Here is a 15,744-nt window from a genome sequence, read left to right on the forward strand (position 1 = left end):
TCGAGGAGTTTTTGGGGTGCGGGTTGTCCAGTACCACCTGCTTACTGGCGCGATGTGCCTGTAAGGAATCTTCGGCGAGTCCATGTCGAAGAGCTTTTAGGTCGCTTCATCGCTACCAGCGCACGCTGAAGCCGAGCTTTGCACCGATTGTCCGGCTGTCGCCGAAGTTTTTCAAGCTCGATTTGGCGAAGGCCTCGCCGAAGACCATGTAGCGTTCGTCGGCCCAGGAGAGCGATCCGCCGACACCCAGGCCACCCCAGAGCGGCTGGTCGTGCTCGTGGAAGGCCGTACCCGATACGTCGACATCGTTGCCATCGAGGAAGTCGTAGTAGAGGTTGGCGACGCCGTAGAGATGCGAGCGGCTCACCTTTCCCTGAGCGCCGGTCCAGGCGTCCTCATAGTCCAGCGACAGGCCGGCGCGGCCGGTCAGGACATCGCTGCCGCTCAGCGATACCGCCGCGTCGAACGGATCGGTGAAGCTGTTGAAGCGCACCGCGGAATAGGAGAGCTGGGCCTGCGGCGTCAGCGTCCACTTGCCCTGCAGCGCGATCTTCTGGCCGGCCTCGATGCTCAGCGCATAGCCAAATCCGTTGTTGCCCTTGGCAAGATCGGCCCCCAGCGTGGCGGACTTCAGGTCGCTGTCATACCAGGTCACCTCGCCCTGGGCGTCGGTGTAGAAGCCGTTGTCGCCATACCAGGTCAGCGTGCCGCCAAAACCATAGCCGGTGGCCTGGACGGAGCCGACGCCGTAGATCGACGAGATGTCCGACGAGGCTGTCCCATAATGGAAGGTGAGGCCGCCGAGAAGAATGCCGGTGGCATCCTCGTAAAGCAGCCCGTCGATGCCGGACTGCAGCTTCCACGTGGTCACGTCATAGTCGGAGACGGTGGTCGCGCTCTGCGGGCTCTGCCTTGTATGCGCCCCCTCGATGCGGGCCCAGATGGCGCTCTGGGCCGGGACGCTGCCGATCTCGTCGGCGCCCTGGCTGGCGCCGGTCCAGGAGCGGTTGCCGACGCGCTGCTGCAGGGTGCCGAGTTCGTTGAGGCTCTGCAGCACGCCGGGATAGGCCTCATAGATCGGCACGGCCGGCGAATAGAGCGGATTGTTGATCAGCGCCGAGCGGAGATACCAGTCGCCGTCGGCCGGTGTGCTCACGCCGTTCTGGTAAAGCCGATAGGCATAGGCGCCGCTGACCACGGCCTGATCGCCCTGGAAGACATAGTCACCGGCGAGCGTGAAGCTACCGCCCGAGCTGCCATCGACATCGACGACCTTGATGCCTTCGACCGTTTGTACCCCTGCCCCGCCGACATTGGTGACCGCAAGGATCCCGGTGCCGGAGGTGCTGCCATGCACCACCAGCTTGTCGGCGGTCGAAGCATCGCCATCGAGCGCGGCATTGAGGAAGATGGTGCCGCCGGCGCCGGTGTAGTCGCCATTGATGGTCAGCGTCGTGCCGGGCGCGCCATTGAGACGCACCGAGCCGCTGTTGTTGAGTGAGGCGACGGCCTGGTTGAAGCCACCAAGATCGAGTGTCGCGCCAGAAGCAACGGTGAATGCAGAGCCGGAGCCCAGCGCGTCCGCCGCGCCCGCCGCAAGCTTGCCCTGCTGGACAGAGGTGGGCCCCGAGAAGGTCGAGCCTGCCGCCGTCAGGACAAGCGTGCCATCGCCTGCCTTGGTGAAGGCGCCCGAGCCGCTCAGCGCGCCATTCACGGTCAAGGTCGTGCCGGCCGCTGTCGAGATGGTGCCTGCGCTCATCACGCTCATGTCACGCGACGTGGCGAAGCTGCTCGTCGTGCCGAGCGTGCCGCCATCGAAGCTGAGCGCGCCGGCGGCATCGCCCAGATTGGCGTCCTGTGAGACCTGCAACGTGCCGCCATTGACCGCGGTGCCGCCCGTATAGCTGTTGGTGCCGGTCAGGACCAGCGTGCCGCGATCCGACTTTACCAGCTGCGCGTCGCCCGAGAGAGCCGAGGCGATCGTTGCGGTCATCCCTGCGCCCGCCGCCGTGCCGTCGCCGACGACGATGCTGCTAGACGGGCCGACAAGCTCGATCCCGTCGCCTTTGACGACGTAACCGTCGGTCATGAACTGCATGCCCGATGCAGCCACCTGGCCGAGACCGTTGTCCACCGTCACCGTTCCCGCCTGGCCCGCGAAGATCGCAAAGGATGCGTCGGCGAAGCCGGCATTGGCCGTACCCGTCTCATTTGCCCAATTGTCGTTGCCGGCGGCCGACTGCCAGACGCCGTCGCCGCCATTGACCGCGCCGTTGTTCTTCGGACCGGCATTGCCGTCCCAGTAGTTGAAGGTGAGCCCTTCCGTGTTGACGAGGTTCACCTGGTGGTCGATCGAGGTCTGGATCGAATAGCCCGACGATGGGATCGCCCCGACCACAAGCCCGTTATTGGTCAGCGTGCCGTCATAGCTGAAGACGCGGTACACGCCTGGCCCGAAGGTACCGCCGGCGCTCGCGCTGACGTTGAGCGTGCCGTCGAGCACGAGATTGCCGCCGACCGTGGTCAGGTCGTTGAGCGCCCCGCCGGCGACACCCGCCTCGCCAAACGAATAGTTGAGGACCGAGCCGCTGGACAAATGGAGATTCCCGGCGATCGCCAGCGTCCCTGGCGTGCCGTCGGCCGATCCCGGCGACAGGGATGCGCCGTCGGCAACCGTTACATCGCCGCCGATGATACCCTTGCCGCCGATGGTCGCGCCGCTTCCGACAGAGACCGCACCGGCGACCGCGCTGTTGTCGCCATCGACATAGAGGCCGCCGGCCGTGACCGTGGTTGAACCTGCGTAGCTGTTCGCGCCGGTGAGGGTGAGCGCGCCGGCGCCGGTCTTGTTGAGGCCGCCGGCGCCGGTGGCCTGGCCCGATAGGGTAAGGTCGCCGTCGGTCTGGAGCGTGCCGGTGCCCGAGGTCAGGCCAATATCGCGCGACAAGGTGAAGGCCGCGGCGGTCTCAAGCGTCGTGCCGTCGTCCAGGCTCACGCCGCCGGATGCGTCGCCGAGATTGGCGTCGGCCGAAACCTGCAGCGTGCCGCCCTTGATGGCGGTGCCGCCGCTATAGCTGTTGGTGCCGCCGAGCACGAGCGTGCCGAGGTCGGTCTTCGCCAGCTGGCTGGCGCCGGTGAGGTTCGAAGTAACGGTTGCCGAGAAGGCAGCGCCGACCAGCGTGCCGTCGCCGACGCGGATCGTTGCCTGCGGTCCGTCGAGCGCGATGCCGCCGCCCTGGATCGTGTAGCCGCCGGTCGCAAATTGCATACCGGTGGAGTGAATGTCTCCCAGGCTGTCGTCGACGTCGACCGTACCGGCAGCGCCCGCGAAGATGGCGAAGACGCCATCCTGGTAGGGAGCGTTGAGCGTCCCGTCATTATTGGTCCAGTTGTCGTTCCCGGCGGAATTCTGCCAGACGCCGTCACCGCCGTTGATCGTTCCGTCGCCTTTCGGCCCGGCTGCGCCGTCCCAGAAGTTGAGCAGCACGCCGGAGGTGTTTACGAGATTGACCTGATGCGCGATCGAGGTCTGCACGCTGTAGTCGCTCGATGAGGTGTCGAGACCCTGATCGTTGAGCATCCCGTCATAGCTGATGACGCGATAGATGCCCGGGCCGAAATTGCCGCCGGAGGCTTCGGTGACGTTGATCGTGCCGTCGAGCGCTAGATTGCCGTGCACGACCGTGAGGTCATTGTAGGCGCCGCCAACGACGCCAGCCTGGCCGAACGAGTAATCGAGGTTCGAGCCGTCGGCCAGTTCGAGGTTGCCGTTGATGGTGAGCATGCCGGGCGTTGAGTCCAGGCCACCGGGGGCCAGCCTGCCGGTCACGTCGACGAAGACATCGCCGCCGATGGTGCCGTTGCCGCCAAGCGTGCCGAAATTGACGTCGGTCAACCCGGTCGCGGCCGTCTGGTCGCCATTGATGTAGAGCCCGCCGCCGCCTGCGATCAGCGTGGTGCCACCGTAGCTGTTGTCGGCCGTGAGCACGGTGTTGCCCGTGCCGTCCTCGCTGACGCCACCGCTGCCGGAGATCGTGCCGTCGAAGGTATAGAGATTGGAACGGTTGAAGCTGAGCGTGCCGTTGTCGACCACATCGCCGAGGACGGAACCGGTCGTGCCGCCGGTGCCCAGCATCAGGATGCCGCTCGCAATGGTCGTGCCGCCGGCATAGCTGTTGTCGGCGCCGAGGATCAGCGCGCCGGCGCCGGTCTTGGTGAGCGCGCCCGCGCCGCCGACGGAGCCTTCCCACTGCACAGTGCTGTCGATCTGGAACGTTCCGCCGCCCGCCTGAAGCGTCGCGTCGCGGCTGGTGACGATGCTGGCCGCACCCTGCTGGTAGAGCGTGCCGCCATCGAAGGTGACCTTGCCGGCCGCATTGCCGAGATTGGCATCGGCCGTGATCTGGACGGTGCCGCCATTGATGACGGTGCCACCCTGGTAGCTGTTGGCGCCGCTGAGCACGAGCGTGCCGCCGCCTTCCTTGGTCAAGGCCCCGGCGCCACTCACGGCGCCGTTCAATGCCAGGCTGGTCGCGCTATCGGTGTCGAAGGTGCCGCCGCCGGCATTGAGCGTCACGGCGCGGGCAGACGTGATATCGGCCGTCGTGTGCAGCGTGCCGCCGTTCAGCGAAAGGCCGCCGGACGCGTCGCCGAGATTGTTGTCCGACGCGATCTGAACCGTGCCGCCATTGATCGCCGTGCCGCCGGCATAAGTGTTGGTGCCGGACAGCACCAGCGTGCCGAGGTCCGTCTTCAGTAGCTGGCTGTTGCCGGTGAGGTTCGAGCTGATTGTCGCCACATAGGTCGCGCTCGCCGCCGTGCCGTCGCCGACACGGATGGTCGATTGCGGCCCGACCAAAGCGACGTCGCCGCCCTGGATGAGATAGCCGCCGGCGGCGAACTGCATGCCCGCCGCCTGCACCTGCCCGTTGGTGTTGTCGACCGTGACCGTCCCGGCAGCACCCTGGAAGATGGCGAAGCTGGCATTGGCGAAGGGCGCGGCGAAAGTGCCGGTGGCGTCGGTCCAGTTCTGGTCGCCCGCGGCGCGCCAGGTGCCACTACCGCCATCCACCACACCATTGGAGTGGGAGCCGGCATTGCCGTCCCAAAAGCTGAGCGTCAGCCCTGCGGAATTGACGAGGTTGATTTGGTGGTCCACCGCGGTCTGCAAGAAATAATCGGGTGACGTGACGTTCAGTCCGTTATTCGTCAGCGAACCGCCATAGTTGAGGATGCGATAGACGCCGGGGCCGAAATCGCCGCCCGGCGTCTGCGTGATGTTGAGCGTGCCATCGAGCGTCAGGTTGCCACCGACATTGATGAGGTCGTTGAGCGGACCGCCGACTGTATCGGCCTGACCGAAATTGACGTTGACGGCCGACGTGTTGTTGAGCGTCAGATTGCCGCCGATGGCGAGCGTTCCTGGTGCGTTTCCGGCTTCGCCGGGCGCCAGCGTGCCGCCATTGGCTATGGTGACGTTGCCGCCGACAGTGCCGGTGCCGCCGAGTGTCCCGTTGGAGCCGACGCTGGTGGTTCCGGTCGCACCCGACTGATCGCCGTCGACAAGCAGCGTGCCGGCAGTGACGAGGGTGCTTCCGGCATAGCTGTTGTTGCCGGTCAGCGTCGTCGTGCCGAGGCCGGTCTTGGTCAGGCCGCCGGTGCCCGAGATCGTGCCGCCGAACGTGTAATCATTGTTCAGGTTGAAGGTGAGCCTGCCGTTGTTGAGAACGCTGGGCGTGTCGAGCGCGCCGGGGGTGGCGCCAAAGCCGACCTGCAGCACCCCTGCCTCGATCGTCGTGCCGGCGCTGTAGCTGTGATTGCCGGTCAGTACCAGCGTGCCGGAGCCCTGCTTGTCGAGGCTTTCGAAACCGGCGACGCTGGTGGCGTCCAGCGTGCGGTTGGCGACGTTGTTCACGCGCAGCGTATCGCCCACGCCGCTCTCGCCGCCGGTGCCGGCGTCGACGCTCCCACTGGAGAACACGGCAGTGTCATTCAACACGAGCGTGTCATTGCCGGCGCCGAGATTCAGCGCGGTCGCGCCGGTGGCAAGCGTGCCGCTGATATTGACGGTGTCGTTGCCGGCGCCAAGGTCGCCATTGGCCCTCAGCGTGCCGCCGGCATTGACGTTGATGGTGCTTGCCCCGGCATCGCCGGTGAAGGTCGAGGTAGTGCCCGCCGCGGCTCCGACCGTGCCGTTGACGGTGAGTGTCCCGGCGCCGTTCATCGCCACGGTCGCCGTGGTCAGCCCGCCGTTCACCTGCAGCGTGCCGGCGTCGATGCGTGTGTTGCCGCCGATCGTGTTTGTCGCCGAGGTGAGGATTGTCGTGCCGGTGCCGATCTGGGCGATGTTGCCGAGACCGCTCAGCGTGCCCGTGAAGCTGAAGCTGTCGGAGCGATTGAACGACAGCGTCGAGGTCGAGTTGACGACAACGACGTTGCCTGTGCCGGCGTTGCCCGACGTGCCGCCATTGCCGATGATCAGGTTCCCGTCATTGATGACGGTGTTGCCGGAATAGCTGTTGTTGCCCGTCAGCACCCACGTGCCGGCATCGTTCTTGGCCAGAGTCGTTTTCGCGGTCGTGGCATTCTGGTCGACGATCGTTCCGCCCATTATGTTGAGACCGGTGTTCGTGCCGCCCAGCGCCAGCGTGCGCGCTCCGGCCCCACTGTATAATGCGGAGCCGGTATTGGTGAACTGGATCGCCCCGGTGCCGGACGATTCGATGAAGCTGACACCTGTCTGCAGCGTGAATAGCCGGTTGGTGGTGTCGCCCGTGCCGGTATAGCGCAGCGTCGAACCGCTGCCGATCACGAGGCTGGATGCCAGGTTCGACGACTTCCCGATCGAACTCGCCTGGCCGCCATCGGCGAGCTTGTCGACAGCAAGCACGCCGCCGCTGATCGTCGTGGCGCCGGTATAGGTGCTGGTCTGGTTCTTCAGCACCCAGGTACCCGTGCCGCTCTTGGTGAGAGCGGTAGTGCCGCCCGTCGGGTTGTCGATACGCGCCGAAAGCGAGTTGTCGGCAGTGCTCAGGCCCGCGAGCTGCAGCGTTCGGTTCCCGCTGCCTGACATGGTGACAGGCGCCGTGCTGGTAAAATTGATCGGACCCGGGCCAGAGGCGTACGCGTCGAGACCGCCGCCATTGGGGCCGAAGGTGAACTGCCGGTCGGTGCTGCCGCCCGTGCCGTTATAGCGCAGCACGCCGCCATTGATGATCAGATTGCTCGCCGCGGCAGTCGATGCGCCGATCGAGCTGTCGCTGCCGCCGTTCGCAAGGCTGGCCACGGCGAGAATGCCGCCATTGATGACGGTCGGGCCGGTGTAGCTGCTAGCGCTGCCGGACAACGACTGCGCGCTGGCCCCGTTCTTCACAAGCCCGCCGCTGCCGCTGATGGCACCGTTGTAATTGGCGTTTCCGATACCGCTTATCGTCAACGTGGCGCTGCCAAGCGTGATGTTGCCGCCAGTAATGCCCAGATTGCCTTGGCTGATATAACCGACCGTATTGCTGAAACCGTTCAGATCCAGGGTTGCCCCGGTCGTGTCCATTCGCAGGCCGCTCAAGCCGAATGCGCTGGTCGACCCAGCGCGGAGGGTGCCGCCGTTGACGAAAGTAGCGCCATTATAGGTATTGGCGCCGGAGAGCACGAGCGTGCCCGGCCCGGACTTTTCGAGCTGCGTCCCCGTCGCCACCCCGCTGAACTCGAGTGTCGTGGCGGCGTTCTCCACGGTGATCCTGCCCGAGGTCAGTGTAAAGCCGCGATCGGTCGTGACGCTGGCGCCGGTATAGTTCAGTATGCCGTCGATCTGCAGATTGGTCGAGGCGCTGCTCGAGGCGCCGATGTCGCTCGGCTGTCCGCCATTGCGCAGGCAGCTGACGTTCAGCGTGCCGGTGATGGTCGTGGCTCCCGTGTAGCTGTTGGTGCAGCCGCTGAAGGTCTGGCTGCCGCCCGCGACGGCGACGCCGCCGCTGCCGCCGATCATGCCCGAAAAGCTGCCGTTGCCGTTCGTCGTCAGGGTCGCCGCGCCCAGCAGCACGCTGCCCCCGCCGCCGAGCCCGCCCACGGTGTTGTTGTTGCCGGCCAGATCGAGAGTCGCTCCCGTGGCCACTGTCATCGCCCCTGTGCCGAACGCACCGGCAGACCCTGCGCGCAGAATGCCAGCGCTTACCGTGCTGCCGCCGGTATAATTGTTCGTGCCCGACAGCACCAAGACACCGGCGCCGCCCTTGTTGAGACCGCCTGTCCCGGTACCAACCCCGCTCATCGTCAGCGTGGTGCCGCCGACTACATCGATAGCCCCGCCGCCGGTACCGAGCGTGAAGCCACGGTCGCTGCTGGTGGTTCCGCCGATATAGCTGAGCTTCCCACCGTTCTGCAGCACAAGATTGGATGAAGCGTTGCTCGCCGCGCCGATACCGCTCGCCTGCCCGCCATCGGCAAGCGTGCTTACGGCCAGAGTGCCGCCGGTAATGGTGGTGACGCCGACATAGTCGTTGCTCGCGTTTGTCAGTGTCAGCGTGCCGGCACCGGTCTTGGTGAAGCCGGCATCGTCCGGGCTGGTCACCTGGCCGGAGAACGTCAGGTTGGTAGCGGCATTGGTGACCTCGAAGGTGCGCGATGGACCACCGTTGACGAGGGTGAAGCCGCGATCGGTCGAGGCCGTTGCGCCGGTGTAGCGCAACGTGCCGTTCTCGATCACCAGATTCGAGGACGCGCTGGATGAGGCGCCGATGCCGCTCGCCGCGCCGCCATTGGCGACACTGTTGAAGGCGAGCGTAGCACCGCTCACCGTCGTCGCACCGGTGTAACTGTTGCTGCCCGTCAGCGCGACGACACCAGTGCCGGTCGAGCCTCCCGTGCCGCCCACCGTGAAGGACGTCGGGCCACCGTTGTTGATAATGTTCGAGGCGACGGTGAAGGTGCCGCCACTATTCTGCTGCACGCCCAGCGCGCTGCCGCCGGCGCCTCCGGTCAAGGAGCCGCCCTGGATGGTTTGGTTGGCAGTGCCGACCGAGGGAGAGACGATGATAGTGCCATCCACGCCGAGTGTATTGCCGGCGCCAACAGTGACGATGGAATTGGCCGCCGCCGTGTATTTGAGTCCGCCAAGCGCGACATTGCCATTCACCGTGCCGAAATAAGGCGTGTTGGCGCTGCCGGCTTCGTCGCTGAGGATGTCGCCGGTCGCCCACAGGGCCGCATTGTCCTCATCAACATAGGCGGTGAATGCGGTGATGAAGCCGCCCGACACTTGCGCATAGTCGGTGCCGTTGACGGTTGCCCAGCCGCCGAGCGCGCCGTCGGCGTTGCTGGTGGCCATCGACGTTCCCGTGCCGATGCCGAAATCGACCAGACCGCCGGTACGGCTGACGGCGCCGAGATCGACCGTCAGCACGCCTCCCGCGCCAGCGGTCGCGTTGATCCGGTTGTTGCCCGCCGTGACGTTCAGGCTATTGAAGCTTTGGCTGTTCGTCCCGGTGCCACCTTTCACGGTGAGCGTGCCGCCGCTCATATTGAGCGCCGAAGATGTGGAAATGATATTGTCCGTCGGCGCGCCGGGCGCTGTGAAATCGAGCGCCAGCGTGCCGCCGCCGATGCTGGTTGCGCCGGAATAGGTGTTGGCGCCGGTCAGCGTCTGCGTGCTAGCCCCGAGCTTGGTGAGGCCGCCGGTGCCGGTAATGACGCCGGCATAGGTGGTGCTGCCCGATGTGCCGTTCACCGTCAGGTTGTTGCTGCCGAGGTCCACGATCCCGCCGGTGCCCGCCAAGGAGCGCGCGGTTATGTCGAAGCCACCCAGGTCAAGTGTGCCGCCATTGACGACAAGCGGATTGGAAGGCCCGAATGCAGCAGAGCTGCCTGCGGTGAGCGTTCCGCTCTGGACCGTGGTGGTGCCGGTGAAAGTGTTGCTGCCGCTCACCACCCAGGTGCCGGCGCCGTTCATGGTGAGGTTGCCGGCGCCGGAGATCACGCCGGAGAATGTGTTCGCCCCCGCGAAGCTGCCGCCAAGCGTCAGCGTATCGGCGACGCCGCCCGCGACAAAGCTCGTCGGTCCGCTGAAGGAGAGCGCGCCGATGCCGTCATTGCTGATGGTGCTGGGGCCCGAGATCGTCAGCGTGCGGTCGGTCGCCGAGCCCGCTCCCGTATAGCTCAGCGTGCCGCTACCAAAGTTGATAGTGCTGCCGGTGCCGAACGAGCTATTGATGCCGCTGTCCGCCAGCGTCCCGGCCTTGACGGTGATAGTGTTGATCGTGGTCGGCCCGGTGTAGGTGTTGGCGTTCCCGACGGTGATGATCCGGCCAGCATTTCCCGTGAAGGCGATAGCCCGGGCGGCCGAGGAACTAATGACGCCCAGCAGGTCCATGTCGCCGGACGCCGCGGAGAAATTCATGGTAAGTCCGTAGGCACCGCCGGCAAGAATACCGCCGGTCAGCGTCAGCGTCCCGGTGCCCGCGTTCTGGAGATAGTTGCCTCCGCTGGAGGTGTTGTTGAAACTCCAGTTGCGATTGGAGCTGTCGCCGTCACCGGAATAGACCAGATTGCCGCTCACTCCGCCACCGGCGCTTACAGTGATGGTACCCGACGCCGCATCCGTCGGCGCACCGAGCGAGCTTGCAAACCCAAGGTCTGCTACCGAGGTGAAGCCGTTGGTGCCCTGGCCGAAAACCGTCTGACCTGTATAGTCGTTGGCGTCGTTGCTGATTGTGCCCAAAACCTGTAGCCCACCAGCCCCGGTGAAGCGCGCTGTGAGCGCCCCACTAGATGCGACCGCACGTCCGCTGACAATCGTAATAACCCGGCTGGCGGCAAGTGCGCTGGTCGAGCTGATAGAGGTACCATTCGCAAGTGACACGCCATTGCCGGCCGCACCGAGCGACGCATCGCTGGCGAGCCCGAGTCCTCCGGCCGAGACGGTGATGTCACCGATGAAGGTGTTCGCGCCGGTGAGCGTCAGCCCGCCGGCGCCGACTTTGGTGAAGCCTGATCCGGCGATCACCGAACTGATTGTGGTCGTTCCGGCAGTGGAAATTGTCGGCGTCGTGCCGGTGAGCGTCAGCGTACTGCCAGCGATTGTATAGCCCGCGACACCGAAGGTCAGGTTGTGGGCCGTCATCGGCCCCGCGAGCGTCACCGTTCCGGCGGTGCCGTTGAAGAAGGCATTGTCGCCGCCGACGGCGGCATTGTTCCAGCTGGCCATCGGCCCGGTGACACCATCACTGCTCGGATTCCAAAGCAGCGACGTCGTGTTCCAGGCACCGGTACCTCCGAGTCCAACAGCCGTGCCGTTGACGTCCCAATAAAGATCGGCCGCCCCTGCAGGGACGGCGCCAAGTCCGGCCAATAGCGCGGCCGACACAAGCGCACCACGCAAGACCGGAGCTGCCGTCGAAGCCAAGCGGGCAAGATTCGGCGCATAGCTCGCCGCCTCGCCCTTCCATTTGGTCATACGGCCACCGCGCAGCAGGCGATGGTCAAATGATGGTTCGCGCGTCGGCTCCGCCGACATGCCTGCTTTGCTGTCCACGATTCTATCCATCATATTCCCCCGCGTCGACTAGCCACTGCCGCAACCAATCGCCGTAACATGCCGGCCGCCTTGCAAATCGATATGGCCTGGGCGGCAGCCGACCGATCCATGTGATAAGAGGTTTGTTACAAGGGTTGGTGACGAGCCGAGTTGGCAAGCCGGTTTGCCCGCCTGCTTTGCCACGTCAGAAAGAGATGATCTTCGGCGGATCCTTGCATCGGTCGACTGACCAACAGCAATGACGCGCCACTCGCCTGGCTAGGCTGCCACGACCTCATATATCCGCAATGCCCCACTGCTGGCTTGATCTGCTCCAGCATCACCCTCTCCTCAGCCTGATCAGATTGCCAACCGCGATCGCACCTTTTGTCCGGGCAGTGGCGGCGTTGCACTGGCGACCGAATCGGCACCGCAAAGCAAGTCTGTCAAGACCATCACACATCAGGCAACTTATAAAGACGTTAATTGAATTGTTTTGGATTTATGGATGTAAACATTAGTAAATTTAAATATAAGTCAGATCTTACATTCGGTTGGAGAGTCCAGAGCTTGGCTCGACAGGCTTCATCGAAGACGCTCAGCTCTGGTGACCATGCGCAGAAATCCAAACGAACCGAGTTCCAGGTCCGTGTAACGGCGAAGCGACAAAGGCGCGCAAAGTGAAAGGCTGAAAGCCCCGCACACCGCCGCGAAACGCTCGCGAGCCACAAGATTGCGTAGCTGAGTCCTGCCGCATGCTCCCTCGCACCGTGCCTGGGTGCGATGGTCACCGGGAAAGATTTATGAAAACCACACCGCCAAGCCAACTTTGAGGATGGCCAACCGCAATGGAACGTAACTTACGGTATCGAACATCGGCGGGAGGCCTTGCAAAGGCCGTCACTCCGGCGTCAGGCCGGCCTTCTTGAGGGAGCCGAGAAACGTTTCGGCATCATCGGAATTGCCGAACCGCAACAATGCCTCCTGTCGAACATTTGCTATCAGTCCGGGCTCATGGAGCTTGAGCCAGGACGTCCTGTCCCAGGTTCGGCCTTCCAAAACCGGCGCGCTGGCATTCGGCATAGGCCCCAGGGTAGAGGAAAAGGGGGACGTCGCGGGCACTCAACGTAGCGTATACGGTTGTTCCAAGCTTAACTGTGACTGACGAACTTTATTACTATAAGAACTTCTATTTACACTACTCCAACGCCGTTGGCGGCATCATTAACATTCAGAGAAAATTTTAATACATCATGCAGGCGCGCCAATCGGCGCTGAGATCCGGGCTTACCGAGTGCATCGGTTGCGGCTGCCTCTCGATCGACCGGTGTAGCCTTGCGAATCCTGCCGATATGGCAGGACGCAAGGGACCAGGGCCGAGGTATTGGCTGGGGTGAGTTGGCAGCGTGTGTGTCTGCAGAGCAGCATGCATTTGCTCCCGCCGCTTGCTTCCTAGCGGTCTAACTCTCGGTTTGAGCAGGCTCTCGTTCGCCTCACCGCATGCCGCTCTTGTGATTTGGAAAAAATATATATATTGGTTTTCATACCGAGAAGAAATTCTCATGTTTTTTTCCATTTTATGAAAGCCAAGACCTTTGCGAGAACATCTCGATCAAACGGATCGGCGGTTGGTCAAGCTGTTGTCCCAGGACGCACAGCCCGGCATCAACCGCCTCGCCGAGACGATGGCTGTCTCGGTGCCGACGGTGCGCACGCGACTGCGCAACCTGCTTGACCGCAACCTGCTGAAGATCGTCGGGCTTCTGAATCTAACCGAGCGCCCGGAGTTGATCTCGGCCATTGTCGGAATCAATGCACAGGGACGCGGCCGTGCACGCGAACTGGCGCAGCGCATCTCGGAACTGCCCTTCGTCAATTCGGCCTCGGTGGTCACCGGGCGCTTCGACATCATCGTCGACGTGACCGTGGCCGGTGACGTCGCCGATCTCTACCGCATCACCAGCGAGCTGATCCCCGGCGCCGGCATACCCGGCGAAGTGGTGCGCAGCGAGACCTTCGTCGTCATGGCCTCCTGCAACAAATGGGTCAGTGTGCCGGAAGGCTGCTGGTCGGATGAAGCGCCGGTACGCAAGGAGCCGGCATGAAGATCGCGGTTCTCGGCGGCCTTGGCCTGCAAGGTCGGGCGGCAATCGCCGATCTCGTCGGCAGCGCCGATGTCGAGGAAATCGTGTGTGTCGACACCGCCTCTGACGGCCCTGCCCGCCTTGGCGGCCTGACCGACCTTGCTCGCGTGCGTTTCGTCGTGCCCGAGAACACGATTGGCTCGGCACTCCACAATGTGCTGGCCGATGTCGATGCCGTCATCGACCTGCTGCCGCAACCGCTGATGCGCGAGGCAGTGCTGGCCGCGATCGAGACGCGCACGCCGCTGGTCACCACCAACTACGGAAAAACGATCGCCGATCTGGCCCCCGCGGCCGAACAGGCCCGCGTTTCGATCATGACCGAGTGCGGGCTCGATCCCGGCATCGACCTCGTGCTTTACGCGCGCGCCGCCCGACAGTTCGACTCTATTGCGTCGATCGATTCCTATTGCGGTGGCATCCCCGAGCCGAAGGCGATGGCCAAGCCGCTCTGCTACAAGGTGAGCTGGAACTTCGACATGGTTCTGGTCAGCCAGAACCGCGACAGCGTCATGATCGAAGACGGCGAGCACGTTGCGGTGCCTGCCAGCCAGCAGCACGACAACCGTTTCATCCACCAGATCGAGGTCGCGGGGCTTGGCCGGCTGGAAGCGTTCCCCAATGGCGACGCGCTGCACTATGTCGGGATGCTGGCCGCCGCCAAGGGGCTGCAGCGTTCGGGCCGCTATACGTTGCGCTGGCCGGGCTGGTCGGCGTTCTGGGCGCCGCTGAAGGAACTCGGATTCCTCTCTGAAGACAAGGTGCCCGGCATGAGCACCAGCCCGCGCGAATTTCTCGGCCGGCTGCTCGGCCCGCAATTGCAGTATGGCGCCGACGAGAAGGACCTTTGCGTGATGCGCAATGTCTTTTCCGGTCTAGAAGACGGTCGCCGCAAAACCGTGACATCGAACCTGATCATCGAACGCGACCTGGGGTCGGGGCTGTTCGGCATGAGCCTCGGCGTCGGCTATCCCGCCAGCATCGTGGCGCAGATGCTGGCGCGGCGCGAGATCACCACACCAGGCCTTTTGAATCCGCTGCAGCATGTGCCCGACACCAGCTTCTTCGACGAACTGAGCAGGCGCGGCATCACGGTTGCCGAGACGGTGGCCTGGGACTGAGGAGAGAGATTTTCGAGCGGTGGCTGCCGCCGGCAACGGTACCAATGCTCAAAAAAGAGCCCAAGGGATTCCGCGGGCAGAACAACAACCACAACGGGAGGAATACCACATGAAGATTGCCAGACGTTTCATCGCCGGACTTGCGCTCGCGGGCCTTGCCACTGCGGCAAATGCCGGAACGCTCGACGACATCACCAAGCGCGGCGAATTGCGCGTCGCGGTGCAGACGCAAGGACCGCCCTTCTCGCTGGTCGGCGCCAATGGCGAACGCACCGGCAGCTCGGTTGAACTGGCCGAACTGATGGCCAAGGAAATGGGCGTCAAGATCACCTTCCTAGACTATGACTGGGACGGGCTGATCCCGGCGCTGCTTTCAGGCAAGGCCGACCTGCTCGTCGCCGACATGACGCCGACCTTGGCGCGCGGCATGAAGGTCGCTTTCACCACGCCCTACATGTACACGGGCAGCACCGTCTTCACCAAGGCCGACAGCAAGTTCAAGACCACCGAGGACTGCAAGGCCAAAGGTACCAAGATCGCCGTGCTGTTGGGCGCCACCGGGGAGAAGGAAGCCAAGAACGCCTTCCCCGATGCCGACATCAAGAGCTACAAGGGCGGCGGCCCGCTGCTGCTCGACGCCGTCAACAACGGCCAGGCCGATTGCGGCGTCAATGACGTCTCGGCGGTCAAAGGCCAGTCGACCGCCTATCCGGCCGGCACCTTCAACATCATGCCGGAGCTTTTGTCGAAGGAGCCGCTTGCCTTCGCCACTCGATATGACGAGCCGGACCTGCTTGTCTGGATGAACCTGTTTCTCAACCAGGTCAGCATCGACGGCCGCCTGCAGAAGAACCTCGACTACTGGGTCAATTCCGACGCTTGGAAAAAGGACCACTAGGCAGCGATAGATCCGAGCGGTTTCGCGCCGCGAAGCCGCTCGGAATTCGCTTTGTCCGCCTCGGGAACTCCGTCC

General features: G+C 64.1%; 4 protein-coding genes. 3 read left to right on the forward strand and 1 reads right to left on the reverse strand.

Annotated elements, in window-relative coordinates; translation table 11 throughout:
- Positions 1-112 precede the first annotated feature (112 nt).
- Positions 113-11,524, reverse strand: coding sequence for an autotransporter-associated beta strand repeat-containing protein (locus FJ956_RS00640; RefSeq protein ID WP_246681601.1), 11,412 nt, complete (start codon positions 11,522-11,524; stop codon positions 113-115).
- Positions 11,525-13,101: 1,577 nt separating this feature from the next.
- Here FJ956_RS00640 and FJ956_RS00650 point away from each other — a divergent pair.
- From FJ956_RS00650 to FJ956_RS00660, 3 genes are all read left to right on the forward strand, one after another.
- On the forward strand, positions 13,102-13,611 hold the full coding sequence (locus FJ956_RS00650) for an Lrp/AsnC family transcriptional regulator (RefSeq protein ID WP_140683971.1): 510 nt from the start codon (positions 13,102-13,104) through the stop codon (positions 13,609-13,611).
- On the forward strand, positions 13,608-14,771 hold the full coding sequence (locus FJ956_RS00655; protein ID WP_140683973.1) for a saccharopine dehydrogenase family protein: 1,164 nt from the start codon (positions 13,608-13,610) through the stop codon (positions 14,769-14,771). Before FJ956_RS00650 ends, FJ956_RS00655 begins: the two co-directional genes overlap by 4 nt.
- Before the next feature lie 109 nt (positions 14,772-14,880).
- The gene (locus FJ956_RS00660) at positions 14,881-15,669 is read left to right on the forward strand and encodes an ABC transporter substrate-binding protein (protein WP_140683975.1); all 789 of its coding nucleotides are present in this window, start codon (positions 14,881-14,883) and stop codon (positions 15,667-15,669) included.
- Positions 15,670-15,744 lie beyond the last annotated feature (75 nt).

It is taken from the genome of Mesorhizobium sp. B2-4-3, from assembly GCF_006442815.1.
Classification (GTDB): Bacteria; Pseudomonadota; Alphaproteobacteria; order Rhizobiales; family Rhizobiaceae; genus Mesorhizobium.

Coding starts and splice junctions, on each gene's coding strand:
- FJ956_RS00655 (WP_140683973.1), top strand. CDS start 13,608: ATGAAGATCGCGGTTCTCGGCGGCCTTGGCCTGCAAGGTCGGGCGGCA.
- FJ956_RS00660 (WP_140683975.1), top strand. CDS start 14,881: ATGAAGATTGCCAGACGTTTCATCGCCGGACTTGCGCTCGCGGGCCTT.